Annotated in this window: 18 protein-coding genes and 1 pseudogene; 13 read left to right on the top strand and 6 right to left on the bottom strand. The window is 44.4% G+C overall.

All coding sequences use genetic code 11. From position 1 onward, the window contains the following. Positions 1-261: 261 nt before the first annotated feature. Entirely contained in the window at positions 262-1,293 is a 1,032-nt protein-coding gene (egtD, locus tag F6K38_RS18915) for an L-histidine N(alpha)-methyltransferase (RefSeq protein ID WP_008179564.1), read from the bottom strand. A gap of 439 nt (positions 1,294-1,732) precedes the next feature. Here egtD and F6K38_RS18910 point away from each other — a divergent pair, with 439 nt between their 5' ends. Beyond that, complete coding sequence (locus F6K38_RS18910; protein ID WP_131827244.1) at positions 1,733-2,482, top strand: 2OG-Fe(II) oxygenase; 750 nt, start codon at positions 1,733-1,735, stop codon at positions 2,480-2,482. Between the two features lie 458 nt (positions 2,483-2,940). Further along, the gene (locus F6K38_RS18905; RefSeq protein ID WP_008179569.1) at positions 2,941-3,441 is read left to right on the top strand and encodes a DUF427 domain-containing protein; all 501 of its coding nucleotides are present in this window, start codon (positions 2,941-2,943) and stop codon (positions 3,439-3,441) included. Positions 3,442-3,570: 129 nt separating this feature from the next. Here the strand turns inward: F6K38_RS18905 and hemH are convergent, their stop codons facing one another. Further along, positions 3,571-4,734, bottom strand: coding sequence for a ferrochelatase (gene hemH, locus F6K38_RS18900; protein WP_008179571.1), 1,164 nt, complete (start codon positions 4,732-4,734; stop codon positions 3,571-3,573). Positions 4,735-4,841: 107 nt separating this feature from the next. Here hemH and F6K38_RS18895 point away from each other — a divergent pair, with 107 nt between their 5' ends. Next, positions 4,842-5,468 carry a class I SAM-dependent methyltransferase gene (locus F6K38_RS18895; RefSeq protein WP_008179574.1) on the top strand — a complete coding sequence of 209 codons (627 nt, stop codon included), beginning with the start codon at positions 4,842-4,844 and terminating at the stop codon, positions 5,466-5,468. 172 nt (positions 5,469-5,640) lie between these two features. Here the strand turns inward: F6K38_RS18895 and msrP are convergent, their stop codons facing one another. Beyond that, positions 5,641-6,630, bottom strand: a complete 990-nt coding sequence (gene msrP / locus F6K38_RS18890) for a protein-methionine-sulfoxide reductase catalytic subunit MsrP (RefSeq protein WP_287357131.1) — start codon at positions 6,628-6,630, stop codon at positions 5,641-5,643. A 603-nt stretch (positions 6,631-7,233) separates the two neighbouring features. Here msrP and F6K38_RS18885 point away from each other — a divergent pair. After that, a complete protein-coding gene (locus F6K38_RS18885; protein ID WP_008179579.1) occupies positions 7,234-7,608 on the top strand; it encodes a hypothetical protein in 375 nt (124 codons plus the stop codon). Positions 7,609-7,628: 20 nt separating this feature from the next. Here the strand turns inward: F6K38_RS18885 and pdxA are convergent, their stop codons facing one another. After that, entirely contained in the window at positions 7,629-8,729 is a 1,101-nt protein-coding gene (gene pdxA / locus F6K38_RS18880; RefSeq protein ID WP_008179581.1) for a 4-hydroxythreonine-4-phosphate dehydrogenase PdxA, read from the bottom strand. Positions 8,730-8,891: 162 nt separating this feature from the next. On the opposite strand from pdxA, the gene petM reads away from it, so the two are divergent. The 4 genes from petM to F6K38_RS18860 all read left to right on the top strand — a co-directional run bounded on the left by petM (position 8,892) and on the right by F6K38_RS18860 (position 13,429). Continuing rightward, on the top strand, positions 8,892-8,996 hold the full coding sequence (petM, locus tag F6K38_RS18875) for a cytochrome b6-f complex subunit PetM (protein WP_063747919.1): 105 nt from the start codon (positions 8,892-8,894) through the stop codon (positions 8,994-8,996). Positions 8,997-9,218: 222 nt separating this feature from the next. Then, a complete protein-coding gene (locus F6K38_RS18870) occupies positions 9,219-10,196 on the top strand; it encodes an SDR family oxidoreductase (protein WP_008179584.1) in 978 nt (325 codons plus the stop codon). Positions 10,197-10,408: 212 nt separating this feature from the next. Continuing rightward, positions 10,409-11,326 carry an NAD(+) kinase gene (locus F6K38_RS18865; protein ID WP_044492265.1) on the top strand — a complete coding sequence of 306 codons (918 nt, stop codon included), beginning with the start codon at positions 10,409-10,411 and terminating at the stop codon, positions 11,324-11,326. A 465-nt stretch (positions 11,327-11,791) separates the two neighbouring features. After that, the gene (locus F6K38_RS18860) at positions 11,792-13,429 is read left to right on the top strand and encodes a DUF6930 domain-containing protein (protein WP_008179589.1); all 1,638 of its coding nucleotides are present in this window, start codon (positions 11,792-11,794) and stop codon (positions 13,427-13,429) included. A gap of 318 nt (positions 13,430-13,747) precedes the next feature. Here F6K38_RS18860 and F6K38_RS18855 read toward each other — a convergent pair whose 3' ends face one another. Further along, positions 13,748-13,879, bottom strand: a complete 132-nt coding sequence (locus tag F6K38_RS18855) for a ribbon-helix-helix protein, CopG family (protein WP_008179590.1) — start codon at positions 13,877-13,879, stop codon at positions 13,748-13,750. Between the two features lie 55 nt (positions 13,880-13,934). Between F6K38_RS18855 and F6K38_RS18850 the strand changes: the two genes are divergently transcribed. After that, complete coding sequence (locus tag F6K38_RS18850; RefSeq protein WP_044492266.1) at positions 13,935-15,158, top strand: RNA-guided endonuclease InsQ/TnpB family protein; 1,224 nt, start codon at positions 13,935-13,937, stop codon at positions 15,156-15,158. Between the two features lies 1 nt (position 15,159). Here the strand turns inward: F6K38_RS18850 and purM are convergent, their stop codons facing one another. Then, on the bottom strand, positions 15,160-16,212 hold the full coding sequence (gene purM, locus F6K38_RS18845) for a phosphoribosylformylglycinamidine cyclo-ligase (RefSeq protein ID WP_008179594.1): 1,053 nt from the start codon (positions 16,210-16,212) through the stop codon (positions 15,160-15,162). Positions 16,213-16,884: 672 nt separating this feature from the next. Between purM and F6K38_RS18840 the strand changes: the two genes are divergently transcribed. The 4 genes and pseudogenes from F6K38_RS18840 (at position 16,885) to F6K38_RS18825 (ending at position 21,784) form a co-directional block, all read left to right on the top strand. Beyond that, entirely contained in the window at positions 16,885-17,967 is a 1,083-nt protein-coding gene (locus F6K38_RS18840) for a septal ring lytic transglycosylase RlpA family protein (RefSeq protein WP_287253044.1), read from the top strand. A 701-nt stretch (positions 17,968-18,668) separates the two neighbouring features. Beyond that, positions 18,669-19,064, top strand: a pseudogene (locus tag F6K38_RS43435) (septal ring lytic transglycosylase RlpA family protein); the annotation flags it as partial. Between the two features lie 116 nt (positions 19,065-19,180). Then, the gene (locus F6K38_RS18830) at positions 19,181-20,737 is read left to right on the top strand and encodes a bifunctional pantoate--beta-alanine ligase/(d)CMP kinase (protein ID WP_008179603.1); all 1,557 of its coding nucleotides are present in this window, start codon (positions 19,181-19,183) and stop codon (positions 20,735-20,737) included. 129 nt (positions 20,738-20,866) lie between these two features. Next, on the top strand, positions 20,867-21,784 hold the full coding sequence (locus tag F6K38_RS18825) for a polysaccharide deacetylase family protein (RefSeq protein ID WP_229414304.1): 918 nt from the start codon (positions 20,867-20,869) through the stop codon (positions 21,782-21,784). Positions 21,785-22,598 lie beyond the last annotated feature (814 nt).

Raw genomic sequence — 22,598 nt, 5'->3', positions numbered from 1 at the left:
TCAGCGGTCAGCGGTCAGCGGTCAGCGGTCAGCGGTCAGCGGTCAGCAGTCAGCGGTCAGCGGTCAGCAGTCAGCAGTCAGCGGTCAGCAGTCAGCGGTCGGCTTATTTTATTCAAAAACTGTTCGGTGTAGCTTGGCCACAGGCCTTTGCCTGAAAGCTGATAGCTGATAGCTGATAGCTGAAAGCTGAAAGCTGAAAGCTGAAAGCTGATAGCTGAAAGCTGATAGCTGAAAGCTGATAGCTGATAGCTTACACGTCGATTACACAGTCTGTATCTGACACAGGAGTAAACCAAACCATTGCTTAATATCAGTCCAAGCCTGAACTGTTTTTAGTCCCCGATCGTTTAGATAGTGCTCCATCTGCTCCACATTGAATTTGCGAGAAATTTCTGTAAGCATGCTTTCTCCTGCTTGGAACTCAACCGTTAAATCCAGGCTGGCTAAGCGCACAACATGGGTCTGCTGGCAATGTAAATACATCTCAATCTGAGTTTCCGATTGATTATAAATCGCCTGATGGGTAAAGCGATCGAGGTCAAAATTTCCTTGGAAACGCCAGTTCAGATGTGCCAGCATATTCAGGTTAAATGCCGCAGTCACCCCCTGAGTATCATTATAGGCAGCTTCCAGAATCTGCTTGGGTTTTTCTAAGTCAATGCCCAGCAAAAAGTAATCTCCTGGTGCTAGTAAAGCTGTCATTTTCTCAAAAAAGCGATCGCACTGTTCAGGAGGAAAATTCCCCAAGCTACTACCCAAAAAGAAAACCATCCGACTAGGTAATGGTGTTGGAGTTAATTGGCTCAGGGCGTGTTCATAGGTTCCGACCTGACCCTGAACCTTTAACTTGGGATAATCCAGCAACAGCTGCTTGGCACTCTCTTCAAGAATCTCCCCACTGACATCAATAGGAACATAGCGCAAAGGATATCCCTGGTTTTCATAGGCATCCAACAACAAGCGAGTCTTGGTAGAGCTGCCACTACCCAGCTCCACCAATTCGCAAGCTCCCGTCAATTGGGCTACTTCTACAGCATACTGTTGTAAAATTTCTGCCTCTGTGCGGGTGGGATAATATTCCGGTAACTCGCAGATTTCCTCAAATAATTGGGAGCCTTTTTGATCGTAAAAGTAACGAGGTGGCAAACATTTCGGCGTTTGGGTTAATCCTCGAATGATATCTTTGCCATCATCTGTTGCAGTAGGAAGGTTGGCACTCCCGAGATAGTTAATTCCTAGGCGATCCTCACTGAATCTCAGATTCTTTGTGGTCTCTTGAAAAGTTGTTGACATAATACTCTTTTAATTTTAGTTTTCCAAAAACAGTTTTCTAAAAACAGTACATTTATACTGCTTAACCCATGTTCGGATTAGCACCGGTTAAGAGTACCATAATTTTTACCAGTTTTAAATAGCTCTTACTTTGGGTTCGCTGTCCAAAGTAAGAGCTATACTTTGTCGATTTTGCCTGAGGGCAGGGCAAACCCATCTAAATTAGTTTGACAAATAAGCAAGAGTATGATCAATGAAAGCTAAGTTAACTTGATGGCCAAATTTTATGGCCAAATATGATATAATGAAATCATCACTAATTTTTTTTTTTGAATACAGGCTCTTTCCACTGCTAAATGCTTCCTTTCCCAAAGATTTTAATTAACATAACAAGTACGTAATATCCAAATTTATTTAATACTACAAATTTTTTATAGGCCATAAATCAACATTAATGATTATGAAAAACACTGATATTCAAATAAAAAATATCTCAGATTTAAAAAGATTAGGTTATTTAATAATTGATAATTTTTTGACAATTAGGGAATGTGAAACCCTTTTAAAAACAATCGCTAATTATCGACAAAAAAAATATGAAGTAACTGAAGTTTATCGACCTTTTAAAGAAAGAGATCTTCGATATTTTGTAATTAATGGGCAACAAATTGAGAAATACTTACCTGAAGTATGGCAGTTATACGAGAATGTCAATCTATTAGTGAACAAAGTCAGTAGTCAGGTTCTATTTCCTCTTAGTAACAAATTACCAGCAGTTAACATTAACATCATTAAACCAGGTGGAGAGTATCGATGGCACTATGACAGAAATGCTGTTACCGCCTTACTATATTTAAATTCAGTAGAAGGTGGGGAACTAGAAATGTATCCTAACTATAGGCTTAGGTTTGGCAGGAAAAACCAACAATTCACCTTTATACAAAAGTGCTTGGATGCTGTAGTAAAGCTTAAGTTAATTCGATATTTTTTTGGTAAAAAAGTATTTATCAAACCTCGTCAAGGGATGATAGTGATTATGCAAGGAGACAAATGTCTTCATAGCGTGAAAGCGTTAGAAGGTGAACAAGAAAGAATTAATGTAGTGATGAGTTACGACTTTCCAGGAGTGGAGTTTATTGTAGAGAAGGGGCTAGATTCTTACTTGTATACGAATCAAAAGGGAATTTCTTCAGATCCAAATTATGTATAGGGTTCCTAGAATCACCTGTAGTGGTACACAAGTATTGATTTTAGTTTCCTTTACTTTGACCAAACCCTAGCCAAACCACAGCAATAATAGGCGATTTCTTACAAACTGACAAAAAAGTGTTAAATATAACAAAAAATGAAACTACTGTATTTTTTGGTTGTCCACCATCTTACTTAACAAAAGATTTTTTACAACACTGCAAAATAAACTAAAAGAATGTATTCAAAGTAGATTACTTGTTTTAAGTTCGATATTAAAGAATTACGGAGACAATGTTTTTTTATTTAAAAATAATGATTATACAAGCCCAGGTGCATATCTTTTGACAAGAGTGGTATTTGCACCTAATGTGTACAATGAATTTTTGGACAATACTGCGGAATGAAGACTTTCACCAAAATACTACTCACTCTTATTCCACACCATGAAGTTGTATATAGTCTAATATAACTGAGGACATGAAACCAAGACCAACTCCTATCCCTCCCAGTCCAGGTCAAGAATCTGTTTGGGATTATCCTCGCCCTGCCATTTGGGAAGATACAACTAAGCATATCCGAATCATTTTCAATGATATCGTTCTAGCTGAGACCAGACGAGCTAAACGAGTGCTGGAAACAAGCCATCCCCCCATATACTACATTCCCGCTGAAGACATTAAGTTGGAATATCTAATTGAAACACCACGTCAAACCTGGTGCGAGTGGAAAGGTAAGTGTTTATATTACAATGTTGTTGTGGGTGACAAACAAGTAGCTAATGCAGCTTGGCGTTATTTTCAGCCAACCCCTCATTTTACTGAAATTAGAGACTACTACGGTTTTTATCCTCGTCCAATGGATGCTTGCTATGTGGATGATGAGTTAGTTATACCCCAAGCTGGCAATCTTTATGGTGGCTGGATCACCAGTGATATTGTTGGACCTTTCAAGGGAGAACCAGGAACAATGGGTTGGTAGATGGGTTAGTAGATTTGGTAGATAGTGGGTGATATTTGGGAGCAGTCGAGGGGGACGATTACTTGCCCCCCCTCCCAATTAAATGTGCTAGATCTAGACTTGCCCGTTTCTGTTGTAACCTGAAGAAATTTACAACAACCCAGCAAAATGTAGCGGTCCAGTACCACTAATCAACTCCAACAGTAAAGCAATAAACCCAATCATAGCCAGACGACCATTCCAAACTTCTGCTGCTGTAGTCATGCCCCACTCCCAGCGCTCTGGAGGGTAAATTTTGACTGTCTCTGGGGGACGAATTACCTCAGAGAGTTCACGGCTGGGTGATTCGAGAGCGTCAACTACCAAAGTTGTCAAAGACTCAATAAACAGGGGATGGGTATTGAGGGCTGGTACCCGCTCAAACTGCTTAATCCCTGATTCTTCTGCTATTTCTCGATACTCAATGTCAATTTCTTGCAGGGTTTCGATATGTTCCGAGACAAAACTAATCGGGACTACCAGCAAATCTTGAGTATTCTTAGCTCCGAGTTCTTGCAAGGCATCTTCGGTGTAGGGTTGGAGCCATTCTACCGGACCAACCCGACTTTGATAGGCCAGAGTATGGGGATTGGGGCGGTTGAGGGTTTTCATAATTAAGGCAGTGCAATCCTCAATTTCCTGCTGATAGGGGTCTCCAGCTTCTGTGACATAGCTGATCGGGACACCGTGAGCACTAAAGAAGATATGAACTTGATCAGGATTAGAAAACTTATCGAGTTCCTGAGCAATTAAATCAGCCATGGCTTGGAGGTATTGTGGCTGCTGGTACCAGGAGGGAATGACTGTGTGTTCAATCTTGCTCAGGTCTGGGTCTTCTGTCCACAGATTTTCTAGCAGACGGAAGCTAGAACCACTGGTGCTGATAGAAAATTGGGGATAAAGCGGTAGAATAACTAAGCGTTCGATGCCATCCGCTTTGATGGTTGCGATCGCTTCTTCAGTGAAAGGATGCCAGTAACGCATTCCCACATAGACACTGACCTCTTGCCCTTTCGTTTGCAAATGTTCCTGGAGGGCTTGAGCCTGGGCGTCTGTAATCTTCCGTAGAGGGGAACCACCGCCAATTTGCTTGTAGTTCTCCTGGGATATCTTAGCACGCTTAGTCGAGATTAGCCAAGCCAGGGGTTTTTGCAGCCACGGAAAAGGCAGGCGAATGATTTCCGGGTCAGAAAACAGGTTGAATAGAAAGGGACGAACATCCTTTAACTGATCTGGCCCACCTAGATTAAGCAATAATACCCCAACACGACCCATAGTTAACACAGCTTCCCATAACTTTCATATTTGTTACTGATTTTAACAATATATTTTTTAACTTAAATTTGCAACAAGAAACACAGATCTTTACGAAGGAGTGAGTAGTGGCAACAGTTCTTAGAGCTTGGAGTTATCAGTACCAATGGCTGTATGATAGTATTTCCCGGATCGCGGCTTTGAGCGTGGGTGGAGAGAGACGATTCCGCCAGCTACCGTTACAGGGCTTAACAATTCATTCAGGAACCAAGGTGCTAGATCTCTGTTGCGGCAGTGGTCAGGCAACCCAGTTCTTGGTGGAATTGTCTGAGCATGTCACAGGTTTAGATATTTCGCCACTATCCCTAGAGCGAGCGCGGCGGAATGTTCCCCAGGCCAACTATGTAGAGGGTTTGGCTGAACAGATGCCATTTCCAGATGCTCAATTTGATATAGTTCACACCAGCGCCGCACTCCATGAAATGACCCCTGAGGTGTTGCAGCAGATTATTCAGGAAGTTTACCGGGTGCTTAAACCAGGAGGAGTATTTACCCTAGTGGATTTGCACAAGCCAACTAATGTTTTGTTTTGGCCAGGGTTAGCGGTATTTATGTGGTTGTTTGAAACCCAAACAGCTTGGCAATTACTGGAGACTGACTTGGTCAAAGGGCTTGAGGAAGTGGGGTTTAAGGTATGCGATCGCTCCTTGTACGCAGGTGGTAGTTTACAGGTGATTCAGGTGACCAAAGGGTAAAGGCCGACAGTAACCAAAAAACCTACCCGAAGGGAAGGCCAAGGGCGATCAACCTTCAACCTTCAACCTTCAACCTTCAACCTTCATTTTTAAACCTTCAACCTTCAACCTTCAACCTTCAAACTTCAACCTACCCTACACCTAACGCCAAAGGCGAACAACCAAATAACCTTCAACTATACAGCTGACCTACATATTCCCCATAACCGTTGTAAAGTAGGGTGGGTCGTTTGTCCCAGGATAAGTTAGGACCGCTACTGATGAATTTTTCTGTAGCTTGTGACCATCTGGGGTGAGGCTTATTGGGGTTAACATTTGCCTCAAAGTCATATTCATAGGAATTAATAGTATTCCAGTAGGTAGCTGGCTGGTTAGCTAAAAACTCGACTTTGACTATAGATTTTGCTCCTTTAAAACCATATTTCCAGGGCACTACCATGCGAATAGGAGCACCATGCTGCTTGGGTAATAGATGACCGTAAATACCAATAGCAAAAAATGCTAGTTCGTTAGCCATTTCCTCAACACGTAAACTTTCGGTATAAGGCCAAGGTAAGGAACCAAGGTGTATGCCTGGACCAATAGTAATTTTGCGGTCATAATAGGAGGTAAATCGCACAAATTTAGCCTCTGAAGTAGGTTCTACTGCTTTGATCAGCGCTTTCATGGGAAATCCGATCCAGGGTAGCACCATTGACCACGCCTCTACACAGCGGAAGCGATAGATCCGCTCTTCGATGGGAAATTTAGTTTGCAGATCATCTAGGTCATAGGTTTGGGGATTTTTGACTAATCCCGTCACCTCTAGCTTCCAGTCTTTGGTTGGTAAATTTTGGGCTGCTTGCCAGATCGATTTACTGCCGCCAAATTCATAAAAATTGTTGTACTGTCCAGCAAGATCCTGATCAGTGATGGGTCTGTCAACACTGGCAAAAGCTGGATTGGTTGCTAAGGATTTTAACTTAGGTTGATTTAGGGTTTCCGAAAGAGCTTTGTCTGAGGCAGAAGAGGAAGCTTGACAACCAAGAATTGAGAGCATTCCAGTGCCTAGGCTGGCACCAACTAAATTTTTGAGAAAGCGACGTCGGTTAGAATAAGCCGTTTCTGAGGTGACTTGTTGCTCTGGCAGTTCCCAGGACTTTGGTACACGAATGATGGTCATAAAGTAAGTGATATTGTTGACGGTGAGCTTTTAGCAGTCAGCCTCTGAGGCTCTGGAGCTTATTTAAGCATTCAGCAGTCAGCCGTTAGCCGTCAGCCAAACGCTAGTGCGTGGCCATAGGCCAAGGCTCACGCTACGGGAACAGCTTTCCGTAACAGACATTAAACGAATGCTTACCTGTTTTCTTGATGCAAAGCGCGAGTGGGGGAAACCCCCGCAGGTCGGCGCTGCATCGCTTATTCAAAAGCTGTTCCCTTAGCTTGTCGATAGCCCATAAGCTGATAGCCCATAAGCTGATAGCACCTCAAGTAGCTTGCGTGGCACAGGCTTCGACGCTGTGATGTAGCGCATTAGTTGATAGCTGAATGCTTACGAGCTTATAGCTGGCAAGGGTAGCTTTTCAAGTAGTGCCTTGACTGATAGCGCCAGTTAAAAGCTTAAGTTATACTTGTGCCAAGTATAGTTAATAACTATAGTTAAAATTACTACCGCTTATTTTTTTTTATAAGGATGTATTAGGATGCCAGATTAATGTCATGACTACTAAAATAAAAATAAATAAATAAATAAAATAACGTAAATAAAAAAACCAGGAGAAAGCTGATGATCCGTAAAACACTAGTTATAGTAGGAATCGGCTGGATAGTTGTGGGATTGGTACCTCTTGCCTATGCTCAGTCAGGAGCGCAGTCTAGTGAGCCAAGCGGTTCAGTAACCCTGTCTGGTGACACCCTCCGCCAAGTTAATGGTCGCACGGTCTCAGACGATTATGGCACCTTTTTCCCAACATCACTAGAGCTGGAGGAAAAGGAAGGCTTAGGTAACAATTTACAGCCTAAGTTCAAGGTTGGTTCAAGTGACAATGTAGACATAGTTTTTGGGGATACCATCCAGCAGGAAGAACTTAATGTGTTTCCTCAATCCCCAACTACTCGCAATACTCAAAAAGTCCAGTTGGCGGTTCCACTAAGAGAGTAAAGGTTGACTAAAAGTTTGTTCTAAGCACTGATAGCTAAAGGGTTACTCAACCTCTGGTTCACCAGTTCAGTAGCTAGGCTAATTGCAGCCTTCATGCTAGTAGCGTTAGCAATGCCAAGACCGGCAATATCAAACGCTGTGCCATGATCAGGAGAAGTACGCACAAAGGGTAAACCGATGGTAGTATTGATCGCTCTGTCAAATGCCATGAGTTTGACAGGAATTAAGCCCTGGTCATGATAGAGTGCCAAATAAGCATCATGAGCATTATCAGCGTACTGCTGGTGGTTGCCGTACCAAGCCTGACCAGGTTTTACCCAAAGAGTGTCAGGAGGTATTGGTCCATCTAATTGGATAGTCGGGCGTTGCTGGCGCTCTTGCTCTAGCCAGGGAATCAGCCAATCTTGTTCTTCACAACCTAGCTGACCCTGCTCACCACTATGAGGATTTAACCCAGAAATCGCGATTCGAGGTTTGTTGATGCCAAAATCACTAGCCAAACAGGCGATCAGTAAGTCTAGTTTACTCCCCATCAATAGTGGCGTTAAGGTATTTGGGACTTGACTTAAAGGAATATGTGTGGTAGCTAAAAGTGTACGTAGCACCCAACCACTATGGGGCGATCGCGCTACGAAGAGCATCCCAAATTGTTTGACACCAGAGTAGTGGGCTAGCACTTCAGTTTGACCAGGATAATCATGTCCTGCGGCTTTCCAGAGAGACTTGGCAATGGGTGCGGTCACAATACCATCAAACTCACCACGTTGGGTGAGTGCGATCGCATTTTCCAGATACATAAAACTAAGAGCACCACTAGCAGCATTACCAACACCTGGGGTTATTTGAGGCCGTTGTCCGTAATCCAACTCAATGTCAAGGATTGATAATGTCTCTGGGGAAGCTAAAGTAGCTACATCTTCAATCCCCTGCTGACTTAGCTGGGTGTAAGCCCCATTCAAGAGGTACCGACTGCCAATCACGGTTATCTCACAATTCCTAGTGACTTGGGAATCTGCCAATGCCTTGAGGACAACTTCTGGTCCAATGCCTGCCGGATCTCCCAAGGTCACCGCTAACCTAGGACGCCTTGGTGGTGAGTTAAGTTTTCCTGTCAAAGACATGTTCTGATGGTTTGTTGACAAGTCTGACATAATTCGTAAACACTCCAGTACCCTAACCCCTTTGCTGGAATACTCTTGCTCAGGATTTCCATAGGATTGCTATATTCTCGCACCCTAGTCATGATACCTTGTAACAAAAGTACATAGGAGATCATAAAACTAATGGGTACAGAAATTTTCAATGCAGCGTTTTTGTCCTTCACCCTGATTCTTGTGGGTTTGGGCTTAGGCTTCTTGCTACTCAAAATCCAGGGAGTGTCAGAATAGTTTCTAGTGAATGGGTTATGGGGTAACGGCTGTGGGGTTTGGTCAAGAATTCTGGCACAGTTTTCTTTTAAACCAATCACTTATGCTGTCTTAGCCTAAACCCATTCTCCCACACCCCTCACCTGATGGCGTTGCCTATTGAATACCAGAAAAATGAGAGATCGACAAAATTTCTGATAGAATCTTATAGAAAGTTTAAGATTCCTTACTAAAATTACTATAATGAACTTGTTGGTCGTCGGTGCAACTGGCACCTTAGGAAGACAGGTGGTTCGTCGTGCACTAGACGAGGATCATCAGGTACGCTGTCTTGTACGCAGTCCACGAAAAGCTTCTTTCCTTAAAGAATGGGGAGCAGAACTAGTACAAGGAGACCTGTGTGTTCCAGAAACCCTACCAAAAGCCCTGGAAGGGATCACAGCTGTCATTGATGCGGCAACATCGAGACCAACAGATTCTCTGACCATCAGACAGGTAGACTGGGAAGGGAAAGTTGCCCTCATTCAAGCGTCTGTGGCTGCTGGTATAGAAAGATATGTCTTTTTCTCAATTCTGGGAAGTGAGAATTTTGCTCATGTCCCACTGATGGAAATAAAGCACTGTACAGAACTATTTCTGGCAGAATCAGGATTGCCACACACAATCTTGAAACCAAGTGGCTTTATGCAAGGCTTAATTGGTCAGTATGCGATCCCCATTTTGGATGGACAGGCGGTTTGGATTACAGGAGAAACCTCTCCCATCGCCTATATGAACACCCAGGATATTGCTAAGTTTGGCATTCGTGCTCTGGAAGTTCCAGAAACAGTAAATCAGACATTCCCGGTTGTGGGAACCAGAGCCTATAGTACCTACGAAATCATTAACCTGTGTGAGCGGTTGTCCGGTAAAGATGCTAAAATAGCCCGACTCCCAATAAATTTTTTGCGGGGTATGCGGCGATTCGTGAGATTTTTTCAGTGGGGCTGGAATGTGGCAGATCGGCTTGCCTTCACTGAGGTGCTAGTGAGCGGGAAACCGCTGGATGCACCGATGGATAAGGTATACGAGGTCTTTGGCCTAGACCCTAAGGAAACCACAACTTTGGAAGAATATCTACAAGAATACTTTAACCGGATTATGAATAAGCTCAAAGAAATCGATTACGAGAAAGCTAAAAAGAAGTCTAAGAAGAGGACTCCTTTTAAATCTAAATCCTAGATATTTCCTGGAAAATCGATAAGCGGGAGGTTTTGGGGAGCCAGTGCAGCAAAAGTGCTTCTCGACGGGGCTTCCAAGGTGCGGATGCCAGCCTGAGCACACAGCCGGTTCCCATAGCGCGACTGCATCAAGACAGTAGCTGATTAAATCACAATTGTCCATGATGTTTCAGATAATTTAATCCAAGTAGTTCAAGACGGGGACTGGTGAGTATACCAAAAGCAGGCATTATCTACAACGACCTTAAACCAATGGCTTGTAGCGTTGCTGAAGAGTTGCACAACCAATTGAGGACTGCGGGTTGGGAAGTGTGTATGGCGACAGGGGTTGGGGGAATTCTGGGTTATTCGAGTCCTCAATCACCAGTGTGTCATACACCAATGGACAAACTAGCCCCCCCTGGTTTTGATGACCAGATGGCTTTCGCAATTGTATTGGGGGGAGATGGTACAGTACTAGCGGCTTTTCGCCAATTGGCTCCCCAAGGGATCCCTGTGCTAACGGTGAATACAGGTCACATGGGTTTCTTAACAGAGACCTATGTCAATCAGTTGCCTTCTGTCTTGGAGCAGGTAATGGCAGAAGAGTATGCTATAGAAGAACGGTCCATGCTTTCTGTGCAGATCCTGCGAGATGAGACGATTTGGTGGGAGGCACTTTGTTTAAATGAAATGGTATTGCACCGGGAACCTTTGACGAGTATGTGCCATTTTGAGGTACAAATAGGACATCACGCACCAGTGGATATTGCAGCTGATGGTATAATAGTCTCAACACCCACTGGCTCTACTGCCTATTCTCTAAGTGCTGGAGGACCAGTATTAACTCCTGAGGTGCCGGTGTTGCAACTGTTGCCCATCTGTCCCCATTCTTTGGCATCTCGGGCATTAGTCTTTGCCGACACAGAGCAATTAACCATTTTTCCCGCTACTCCCAATTCGATGGTGATGGTAGTTGATGGCAATGGTGGTTGCTACGTCATACCAGAAGATAAAATAAAAGTTAAGCGATCGCCTTACTCCGCTCGATTTATCCGTTTGCAAGCACCAGAGTTTTTCAGGGTTTTGCGAGAAAAGTTGGGGTGGGGATTGCCGCACATTGCTAAACCGACCTCTGTGGAGTTGCCTTAGAGCGTACATCCATGTCAGAAAGTTTTGTCAACTAGTATTCTCGAGCTGGGGAGCTGGGGATATAGGTAAACAAAACAATCAGGATTTTCTAGATCAGGATTTTCTGTATAGGCTTTCCTCCAGCTGAATTGAAGAAAGCCAGGCCATGGGAAGGGGGGTTAGGCAGGAGTGTCAAAAACGGTGATTGCTGCCTGTTGGTTACGAGAAACACCATTAGCTGGAATCAACTAACCATAAGGGTTTCCTGAACGTGTTGCTCGAAAGTTGTATTCATACCTAGTACTATTAATCTCGATCTGGTAGTTTCTGGTGGTGTCTGGTGGTGTCCCAAATCCATGTATGTAATCTGTGAAACGCAACTTCGGATCAGGGGGGCTTGTGCAACTATACCCCGGTAAGATAGGAGTATCCACCAGCAACTGGCTATTCATGGTCGGTACTTAGGCAATCAACCCAAACTATTCTATGTCTGCTTTGAATCGCAATACTCGTCGTCGGCTCAATAAATTACAACAGACTTCCAGTGTGTGGGAGGGAGACCGCCGTCCCCTGTCAGTTATTGGTAACAATCATCAGCCGGATGGTGAGGGTCATAATGATTGCATTCTTTGGGTGGATGGCTCAGAAGGCATTGTCAGGGCAATGGATTTAGTATCACCAACAATGGGACCAGAAGCGATTGTTCGTGCCCTTATGCAAGCCATGGAACATCCCCAAAGCCCCGCCAGACCAGCACGACCCTCAAAGATTGTTGTTCGTAACCGAGAAATTCAGTTTTTTTTGCGAGGTGTCCTTCAAGGGTTAGACATTGGAATTGATTATGTACCCAATTTACCCTTGATTGACGAACTGTTTCGGGGATTTGAGGAAATGGCGGCTACTCGACAACCCCAGCTACCACCTAAGTATGCCGACCTACTTATAGAAAAAGCCTATGAAATTTGGCATGAAGCTGCTTGGGAAGTAGTGGCTGATCATCAGATTATCTCGATTGAATTAAATCGCTGGGATTTGGAAACTCTATACGTCTCAGTAATGGGTATGCTGGGTATGGAGTACGGGGTACTACTATATCGGTCCTGGGATTCCCTGAAACGGTTCCGATCATCAGTGCTGGCAGATGACTCGTGGGACAAGATGGAACAAGCTTTCTTAGGGCAAGATTGCTTGTTTTTAACCTTCGGGCGGTTTGGGGATGATACCGAAGATGAGGATGAAGAGGATGATATTGATTTAGCTGATTTACCAGTATCAGAGATTGTACCTGGCTTTGGTACAGTCCATCCCTTGGAAGGAATGCGACCTTATATTTATGAAGAAGAAGCGATCGCCATTTATGTTGCCCTAGAAGCCATTCAGCGATTTGTTCACGATTACCATGAGCAATTAGATGACGAAAACTTACCCAAGATTGGTAAGCGTTACCGCATCCCGGTACCCCTAGAAGCAAAATCTACTGTTAACGTTAAAGTTAACACCCATCCTGACCTAGCGGATGAGTTGTTAGAGATGGCAATTGAGTCCGAGGAAGATGATTTCGATTCAGGGTCGATGACCATACCCTTACGGGATGACCTTGTGCCAAAGGATGCTTTCCTCAAGCTGGGCATGATGTCTTGGGAAGCAATAGAATCTATTCGCTCTGGTGTCAAATCCTATCAGTCTCAGAATATTAAAGCAATCGGGGAAGGCATGCCAGTTATTTTGATTCAAACCACCCGACCAAAGGCACAAGTGTTGATAGAACAGATCCAGACTGCTGGTGGAATCAAAGGGATTTGCTTTAATTCAGGGGAAGACCCCTTTGAGGGCACACGCTACGACCTTGGCATTATCCAAACAGAAAACAGCAGTCTTTATTTGTTAGGAGAGTTTTCTGAAACCGATACCAACCATGCTGCTGCCCGCGAGCAGTGGGAGGAGGGTTGTGAAAATCAGGGCTATTGTGGTTTAGTTATTGCCAGAGGTCTAGCAGGAGCATCTCGGGGTAATCCCAAGCCTCGTGACATGATGGCATTGTTTGAAGCGCGATCGCTCTCCACTACAGATTTGGGAATAGCAATCCTGAAGGCAGAACCCTCAATAACTGAGCCACCCTTTTGAGTTTCTGATTGAGAGAATAGACCTCTTGCAAAAATAACTAAGCAATCATTTTGGATAGCTTCTAAGTCAATTTTGAGACCTATTCCCTATTCCCTATTCCCTATTCCCTATTCCCTGACAACTGCCGCGAAGTCTAATGATTGAGAGACTGCCCACCCAGAAGCCTGATCGGATCACGGGATGAGCTAAAGCAGCAGCAGCCCCGCGCTCTACCCGAAGGGTGAGCGTCGGGAAGAATGCGAGCGAGATGAGGAGGGTGGGTCAATCAATGCCGAAGGAACTGAGGCGAGTGCGACCCACACCGACGAGACGAGCAACTCACTCAGGCAATGAACGAATAAATTCCCGCAGAACATCCGTGATGGATCTTTCGGTTTTTCGACAATAGGAATCCAGTCGATCTTTTTCGGTTTTAGGGAGTCGAATCTGGATTGTTTCTTTACTGGTCATGATTGCAGTGTATGGAAATATGCACTACAATAGTATCACGACAATATTTTTTCCTATGCGAACCGCCTACCAGTACCGATTAAGATTGACTCGACAACAGCAAGTCACCATTGACCAATGGCTTGACATTTGCCGTCGGCAATACAACTATCGGCTGGCAGAGCGGTTTAATTGGTGGGAGCAAAATCGCTGCGATATTAATGCCTGTCCATTGGTATGTCATCTCCCAGAATTGAAAGACCGTCCTGATTTCTATGCTCAGAAACGGGATCTGGTCAACTCGAAAAAGCTGTTCCCCGAATACAAGGATCTGCCGTCACATACTCTGCAAGATGTGATTGCACGAGTAAAAAAGACGTTTGATCGATGGCTCCAAGGGGATTGCAACGGCAAGCGAAGCGGTAAGCCCCGGTTCAAAGGAGTTGGGCGTTATCGTTCAATTGCGTTTCCAGATCCCATTAAGCCAGAACATATTGACGGGCGATTGATCCAGCTACCAAAGATTGGCAAGTTGAAAATGATTCTGCATCGTCCGTTGCCAGATGGCTTCAAAGTGAAAACAGCAACTATTACCAAGAAAGCGGATGGGTATTACATCACGTTGTCGTTACAAGATTCGTCGGTTCCCGTTCTTACTCCTGATGCTCCAAGTCTCGATAATACCATTGGGATTGATATGGGATTGAAAGAGTTTCTGGTAGATGATTCGGGGGCATACGAGCCAATTCCTCAACACTATCGCAAAGCAGAGAGATGCCTGAAACGGTTGCAGCGCTCACTTTCTCGTAAGAAGAAAGGTTCCAACCGTCGAAAGAAAGCTATTAAGCGAGTCGCTAAAGCTCACTTGAAAGTTTCAAATCAGCGCAAAGACTTTCACTACAAAACCGCCAAAAAGCTTTTATCTCAAGGCAAGAATTTAGCACATGAAAAGCTGAACATCAAAGGTCTAGCCAAATCTAGGCTGGCAAAATCTGTTACGGATGCTGGATGGGGTCAATTCCTGCAAATTCTCTCAATCAAGGCTGAAAGAGCCGGATTGTTGGCAATTGCGGTGAATCCAAACGGCACTTCTCAAAACTGCTCTGAATGTGGTGCAAAAGTCCCAAAAACGCTCTCAGACAGGCTTCATAACTGTTCTGAATGCGGGCTGACGATTGACCGTGACCACAATGCAGCAATCAATATCAAGTATTTGGCGGTAGGGCATTCCGTCAATAAAGCTCAGGTAGCGTCCGATGCAATAGCAGGAGTCCCTGAGAAGCCCGCGCTCTATGCGTGACTCATGAGCGTCGGGAGTATGTCACTAGACCAACAACACCACCATCCCCTGGGATTACTTCACCAATTTTACATGCATTTACCTGCTGTGAATTAAACGATGTTAGGGTTTGCTCAACCTGCTGTTGAGGAACAATCAGCACAAAACCAATCCCCATATTATAGGTATCAAACATTGCCTGAGGACTAACCTGACCTGTTTGGGCTAGCCACTTAAAAATTGGTGGAATCACCCAGCTGTTGGGATAAATCTGGACGGATTGTCCAGCACCCAGGCAACGAGGGAGGTTTTCTGGGATACCGCCGCCAGTAATATGAGCCATACCGTGAATCTCGATACCAGCCCTACGAGCATCAAGCACCGGTTTGACGTAAATCTGAGTTGGTGTCAACAATTCCTCCCCTAAGCTTTTACCAGCTAAAAATTCCGGAGTTATGTCCCAGGAAAGAGCGTTGTCTGGGGAATCCTGAACAATTTTCCGGATCAGACTAAAACCATTGCTGTGGACGCCCTGACTGGCCAAACCAATTACCACATCTCCAATTTGGACTTGGGAACCGTCAAGCATGCGGCTCTTTTCCACAATTCCTACACAAAATCCTGCTAGGTCATACTCAGCGAGTTCGTAGAAACCAGGCATTTCTGCGGTTTCCCCTCCTAGTAAAGCACACCCAGCCAGACGACAACCTTGGGCAATACCGGCAACAACCTGAGTCAGTTGTTGTTGGTTGAGCTTGCCAGTGGCTAAATAATCCAAGAAAAACAGGGGTTCCGCACCAACAGTCAAGACATCGTTGACGCACATCGCTACCAAATCAATGCCAACAGTGTCATGGCGGTTGAGGTCTTGAGCCAATTTGAGTTTAGTACCAACTCCATCAGTTCCAGATACCAGCACTGGCTCAGTATATCCAACTGGCAGCTGAAAGCAACCACTAAAACCACCTAGTCCACCTAATACTTCCGAACGGTGGGTACTTTTTACCAGGCTACGGATTTGGTTAATAAATCCTCGACCTGCCTCAATATCAACACCAGCGTCTCGATAATCCATGGGAAAACAAAAATGCTTTTGAGCTAGAAATGCAGGATGTATTTTATATCAAGTCTGGTTGAATACCCATAATTAAGGAGAGGGTGGGGAAGATGGGGAGAAACGGAGGTGTGGGGAGATGGGGAGATAGGGAGATTTTTATTAAGGGTAATTATCCTGACCTGATCTTACAGGGTAGTGTCGATCAAGACCTAGGGGGCAAATAGGGTCAGATCAGTAGTGTTTTGATGAAGGTAGTGGTCAGCGCCGTGGTCAGCGCCGTGGTCAGCGCCCTTTCTTACCAGAATTGGTTGCACCTAGTCTGTATTCAAGTTTACTTTATAGAGGAAATTTGTTGAGGTTGATTCATTAGTTATTTCGCAGATCTTGATGGGATTGATAAGAATTAACTATTATTGGCGTTACTTCACAAAAACTTCACAAAAGCTCTAACCACTAATATAACTTAGTTTGTGGTCAATCTACAACAGTCGATTTTGACAAGTTATTAGTAACAGCTTCATAAAATGGGGATTCCACCATCAGAAACTTCATGGTATTCTGTTTCAGGTTTTTAGTTAAATCACTAATAACCAATTTGTGAGGAGTTAATGGGCAAGTTGAAGTTATGTTGCTGGGTTTCTTGCAGCACCATAATGCCTAAAACTGCCAATTATCGTAGACAACAGACCTATGAATCAAAAAATTTGGGGTGGCATCACCGCTTCTTTCCTAACAACAGTTCTCGGTACAACAACATCAACTCCTGTCTCATCCGCTGAGACAGTTGTTCAGACTGTGAAAGGAAATTCTGATACCCAACTGGCACAAGAATTGCCATCTAGCGCAACTGCAGCAATAAAAAAACTACCAGCTCAGCCCACACCAGAGTTTCAATTGGCTGAGTTTCCAGAGCAACTGAGGACTGCCAGTACCTCAGAAATCATTACCAATATTTATGCTTATCAACTGGCAGGACGTCAGGCAGCTACACTGTATGTCCGCAGTATTCCTGTTCTGACTTTCCTAGGTTCACAGGGAATCAATACTGACCCTAGCAAAGACAGAGTTGCTACTGAGGTTGAAAAGATAGCAACTCCGTCTTCTGTTGCCCCAGGCAACGCTACGATATCGGATGCTAAGGGGTCAGAAAATGACTCAATTCAGCGGGCTCAAGTGGTTGCTGCTCGGATCAATGAACTTCATCGCAACAATGTCAATGCTGAGTCAATCACTGTCCGTTGGAATGGTTCCTACAAAAGCTACAGCATCCAAGTCAATGAGGAAGAATTAGTCCAAGTTGATCAGAATACAATTCTGCCAGATACCACTAAAGACCTGGCTGAAGATGCTCTACAAGCTACTAATCGATTGCGACGGCTGATCGGTTACGCTCCCCCTCTCAAAGAAATTGCCGACTTACCGCCAGCACCAAAACCACGAAGAGTACAGAAAGTAGCTAGGAGTACCACTCGACGAGTAAGAAGTCAGATGAGGGGTATGGCTTCTTGGTATGGTCCGGGTTTCCATGGCCGACGCACTGCCAGTGGTGAGCGATTTAATCAATACGCCCTGACTGCTGCTCATCGTACCTTGCGGTTTGGGACTAGGGTGCGGGTGACTAACATGAGAAATGGTCGCTCCGTCATTGTGCGAATTAATGACCGTGGACCCCACAGCAGGAGTCGGCTCATTGACCTTTCCAGGGGCGCAGCCCGAGTTATCGGACTTGAAAGATCCGGCACTGCTGCTGTGCGTCTAGAGGTTTTATATTAACTCCAATCTTCAACCGCAATGGGTAATGGCTAATGGGTAATGGCTAATGGCTAATTGTAATCCAATTCCCAATTCCCAATTCCCCATTACCAAAGGTAAGAAAAAATTTGTTGCAGGTAGGCACGACAATTAGCATTAGTATCATCCGTGTCCCTGCTTAAGCTAAGCATTCAGCTAACTTCCTAAGCTGAATGCTTATTGTTTAAGTGGATAGCCTCTAGCAACTAAGCTGTGAGGCTTATAGCGCTACCCGCAAGTCAGAAGTTAGAAGTCAGAAGTCAAAGGTGCGCTTTCCGTTCTCCGTAGGAGACGCGGGGCGCGTTCGGCGAATTAAATTCGCCACGGGTCGCACCTAAAAGTTAGCTATGAGTAAGTTTCGGAGTTTAGGAATGTCCTAACAGTAGCGCGTAGTGCTATATCATTTATCAACTGATATTTCATCAGCTAAGGGCTTTGACTATACTGTTAAAGATAACCCTGACTTACCACTGATGACAGAGGTGAAATCTGCCACAATTCCAGATGCTGAAAAACTCTCAAATCAGCAAGTTCAGATGTTTGATTTTGCTAAGTTTCCAGATAAATTTAGAACTCTTCCTAGTTTAACCTTGCCAGGGTCTGAGCTAATTACGACTGAGGAGATTCCAAAGTCAGAAGAGAAGAGAGCTTCTGCCAATTCTAATCTCCAAGGAAACGCTATCCTGATCGGCTTAGCTTCTCCTCTCAAAAAAAGCACTGCTTCACCACAGACATGGCAACCACTAAAAGTACCAACGATTGCAAGGCGTAGCCGTCGCCGAGTGCGATGGAGTGTAAGGGGGATAGCTTCCTGGTATGGTTCAGGTTTCCATGGCAGGCGCACTGCTAGTGGCGAAAGATTCAATCAATACGCTCTGACTGCTGCTCATCGTACTTTGCGGTTTGGCACTAGAGTCAAAGTGACTAATCTCAGAAATGGTCGCTCTGTCATTGTGCGGATTAATGACCGTGGACCTTATGTCAGGGGTAGGATTATTGACTTGTCCAGAGGAGCTGCCAGAATAATTGGACTGGTAAGGTCTGGCACTGGGTCTGTGCGTATAGAAATTCTTTATTAAATTAATTAGTTATTAGCCAATAGAAATCTCCAGGAATTACTTGGCAACTCCTGGAGATTTCTATTTATATAGGACTATGTTGCTAACATCAATAGGGATCTAAACTCTAGAGTCTTATGCACCTGTTTACAACAACTGCTGGATTACACTGCTACTTAGAACGTCAAGGTCATGGCAAGGAAGTGGGTCTAGTAACCACTATGGGAGCCTTGCACAGCGGTCACTTAAGCTTAATTGAGCGGGCAAGACGAGAAAATTCTCTGGTGATTGTTAGTATTTTTGTTAATCCTCTTCAGTTTGCACCGACAGAGGATTTTCAGGAGTACCCCCGTGGATTGGCTCAGGATCAAGAACTTTGCCAACAGATTGGAGTTGATGCAATTTTTGCTCCCACTGTGGATCAGTTGTATGGTGACAATCCAATGCCCACTGCGGACAAGGGTGATGAATTGACTCAAGTGGTTCCACCCAAAGCCATGACTTCTGTCCTATGTGGTGTCTCTCGTCCTGGTTTTTTTCAGGGTGTGGCAACTGTTGTGGTCAAGCTGTTGAATTTGGTACGACCAAACAGAGCCTATTTTGGTCAAAAGGATGCCCAACAGTTGGCAATCATCCAGTGTATGGTGGCAGATTTTAAGTTACCAGTGACAATTGTTCCTTGTCCGATTGTGCGGGAAAAGTCGGGACTCGCTTGTAGTTCTCGCAATCAATACCTGACACCAGAGCAAAAAGCCCAAGCATCATTACTATATAAAGCGTTGCGTAGCGCTCAGAAAGCGTTTCAAGGTGGATTATGCGATCGCATCAATCTGATTGAGAGGGTTATGTCAGAATTAGCTGGAACCCAGGATATCCAGGTCGAGTATGTGGAATTAGTACATCCTGTTACTCTCACTCCCCTCGAACAGGTTGAAGAGCAAGGATTATTAGCGATCGCAGTTCACTTAGGTACAACTCGTTTAATTGACAATATACTCCTGTCCCACCGCAAACCGATTGTGGCCATTGATGGTCCGGCTGGAGCTGGAAAATCTACCGTTAGCCGTTTGGTAGCCAAAGAGTTAGGATTGATGTATCTTGATACTGGTGCCATGTACCGGGCTGTGACATGGCGGGTGCTCAAAGCCGGTATTGACTTGGAGGATGAGCTTGCGATCGCAGAATTAGTCAGTAAGTGTACAATTAATCTGACTAATAATCAACCGGGAGAGTTTGGGATTCAGGTGTGGGTTGATGGAGAAGAAGTTACCCAGGTCATTCGCTCACAGTCCGTTACTGCCAAAGTGTCTACAGTGGCTGCCCTGAGTTCAGTACGCCGTGAGTTACTCAAACAACAGCAGCGCTGGGGTCGTCAAGGAGGATTAGTGGCTGAAGGTCGTGACATTGGCACCCATGTCTTTCCCAATGCAGAAGTCAAAGTATTCTTAACGGCTTCTGTCCAAGAAAGGGCACGTCGCCGTCAGCAAGACCTGAAAAACCGGGGGCAAGAGGTGAGCTTAGAACAGCTGGAGCAGGAGATTCAACAGCGCGACCTGAAGGACAGCACCCGTGCTGTAGCCCCCTTGCGCAAGGCAGCTGATGCTATTGAAGTACAAACCGATGGTATGAGTATTGCAGAAGTTACCGATTGTCTTGTCAATATCTACTATCAGCAATTGTCACCGGATGGCTGACCGCTAATCTTAAACAGACAATTAAACAGACAATTAGGCAACAGCTAGCCACCAGTATATAAGATGATGGTTAGTTATAGATGATAATTTACTTTCCTGGTATTTTTGCAGGAGCAAAGGAGACCAATTTTGGCAAAACGTGAGGGCTTATTCTGGTCGCGCAGTACATGGATTATAATTGCTGCTATTCTAAGTTGTATGGCTGGCTACACCTTGAAAACAAGTCGATGGGCTAACCAAAATATTGCTGCACTAATCACTAGGCAAATGCCACAGCAGCAAACTGACTCAAAGAAGGTTGAAACGTTAACTAAGCCGCCAGATAAAGGTTTGCAGCAAGGTATTGCTAAATGGGCAGAGCAAGAGAGAGGCAAGCAGATTAACTATGTTCCTCCGCAATTTCGGGGAAAATATATCGAGGACGTTGAGCTTAAAACTCCACAGAAAGTAATTGCCTTGACCTTTGACGATGGTCCTTGGCCGAAGATGACTAACGATGTCCTACACATCCTTAAAAAATATGATGTTAAGGCAACTTTCTTCGTGGTAGGGAGAAATGTTTATCTATATCCAGAAGAGCTTAAGAAAATTGTGGACCATGGTCATGCCCTTGGCAACCATAGTTGGAACCATAGTTATTACTATCATAATCCCTTAGCAGCTGCTAAGGAAATTGATAATACCACAGCACGGATTTACAAAACTATTAACGTTAAGACCTCTTTGTTTAGACCCCCTGGGGGGATAATGAACAATGGCTTAGTGGCTTACGCCCGAAAAAAAAATTACGTGATTGTAAAATGGTCAGCTGACTCAGAGGATTACTCGGTAAACCAACGTCGGTTGACCTATAATGTTCTCCGCAGAGCGAAACCGGGAGGAATTGTGCTACTCCACGATGGTGGCGGCAATCGTGCCAAGACGATACGAGCTTTACCGGTAATTATTACTGAATTGAGAAAGCAAGGTTACCAGTTTGTGACCGTACCAGAATTGTTGGATATGGCACAAAAAGAGTTGGAGATAGCACAAAAAGAACAGAAGTGACATGTAATTACTTATCAACGGTTAATCGTTAGGTAACCATTCAGCTATCAGCCGTCAGCCGTCAGCTTTTTAATAAAACAGGTAAGCCTTTGTTTAATCTCTTTTACGTCTGCTGCCAGGGATTCATAGTCTTGGGCTGATGGGCTTTTCCCCCAGGTTAAACGCCTATAAATTTGTATTAAAAATTACAGTCAAAAAGTAAACAATAGTATCAAAAATCCATAATTAACCTGTTTATTCTCCATAAGCCCGATTGATTATCAATTATTTGCCCTGTTATCATTAGTCGATTTGAGAGTACTCTACATTGTGGTTGCGTACGCAAATCCTCCTTTGATTTTTGTTCAAAGTCAGCGGAAAATTCGTTGACTTTGAACAAAAAAACTGCCTCTCTTGGTGCCCGTTCCCTTGGCGAGGAAACCTCGCGCCTTGTCGCACCGCTTTAGGATGGGATTTATTCGAATTAAAAAAAATTAAGTTAATCAGTTTTTTTATGTTACAATTTATACTAACATTAGATGCATTTACCCTGACTTATATAGCAGTACGCATTCAGATTAGGACATTCCTAAACTCCGAAACTTAATCATAGCTTACTTTTAGGTGCGACCCGTGGCGAATTTAATTCGCCGAACGCGCCCCGCGTCTCCTACGGAGAACGGAAAGCGCACCTTTGACTTCTGACTTCGTTAGAGTCGATGCCTGGTATTACCCAGGGCACCTCTCCTTCAAATCTGGGCGTGCGACTTTCACCGCACCCAGCTCCTAGATATCCTGACCTTTCGGTCTGCTTCCGTGGATTAGTTGATGGCAG

The organism is Moorena sp. SIO3B2 (assembly GCF_010692525.1).
Lineage (GTDB): Bacteria > Cyanobacteriota > Cyanobacteriia > Cyanobacteriales > Coleofasciculaceae > Moorena > Moorena producens.
The sequence above is the reverse complement of the archived record's forward strand: the minus strand, read 5'-3'. Positions and strand labels throughout refer to the sequence as shown.

Coding starts and splice junctions, on each gene's coding strand:
- egtD (WP_008179564.1), bottom strand. CDS start 1,293: ATGTCAACAACTTTTCAAGAGACCACAAAGAATCTGAGATTCAGTGAG.
- F6K38_RS18910 (WP_131827244.1), top strand. CDS start 1,733: ATGAAAAACACTGATATTCAAATAAAAAATATCTCAGATTTAAAAAGA.
- F6K38_RS18905 (WP_008179569.1), top strand. CDS start 2,941: ATGAAACCAAGACCAACTCCTATCCCTCCCAGTCCAGGTCAAGAATCT.
- hemH (WP_008179571.1), bottom strand. CDS start 4,734: ATGGGTCGTGTTGGGGTATTATTGCTTAATCTAGGTGGGCCAGATCAG.
- msrP (WP_287357131.1), bottom strand. CDS start 6,630: ATGACCATCATTCGTGTACCAAAGTCCTGGGAACTGCCAGAGCAACAA.
- F6K38_RS18885 (WP_008179579.1), top strand. CDS start 7,234: ATGATCCGTAAAACACTAGTTATAGTAGGAATCGGCTGGATAGTTGTG.
- pdxA (WP_008179581.1), bottom strand. CDS start 8,729: ATGTCTTTGACAGGAAAACTTAACTCACCACCAAGGCGTCCTAGGTTA.
- petM (WP_063747919.1), top strand. CDS start 8,892: ATGGGTACAGAAATTTTCAATGCAGCGTTTTTGTCCTTCACCCTGATT.
- F6K38_RS18870 (WP_008179584.1), top strand. CDS start 9,219: ATGAACTTGTTGGTCGTCGGTGCAACTGGCACCTTAGGAAGACAGGTG.
- F6K38_RS18860 (WP_008179589.1), top strand. CDS start 11,792: ATGTCTGCTTTGAATCGCAATACTCGTCGTCGGCTCAATAAATTACAA.
- F6K38_RS18855 (WP_008179590.1), bottom strand. CDS start 13,879: ATGACCAGTAAAGAAACAATCCAGATTCGACTCCCTAAAACCGAAAAA.
- F6K38_RS18850 (WP_044492266.1), top strand. CDS start 13,935: ATGCGAACCGCCTACCAGTACCGATTAAGATTGACTCGACAACAGCAA.
- purM (WP_008179594.1), bottom strand. CDS start 16,212: ATGGATTATCGAGACGCTGGTGTTGATATTGAGGCAGGTCGAGGATTT.
- F6K38_RS18840 (WP_287253044.1), top strand. CDS start 16,885: ATGAATCAAAAAATTTGGGGTGGCATCACCGCTTCTTTCCTAACAACA.
- F6K38_RS18830 (WP_008179603.1), top strand. CDS start 19,181: ATGCACCTGTTTACAACAACTGCTGGATTACACTGCTACTTAGAACGT.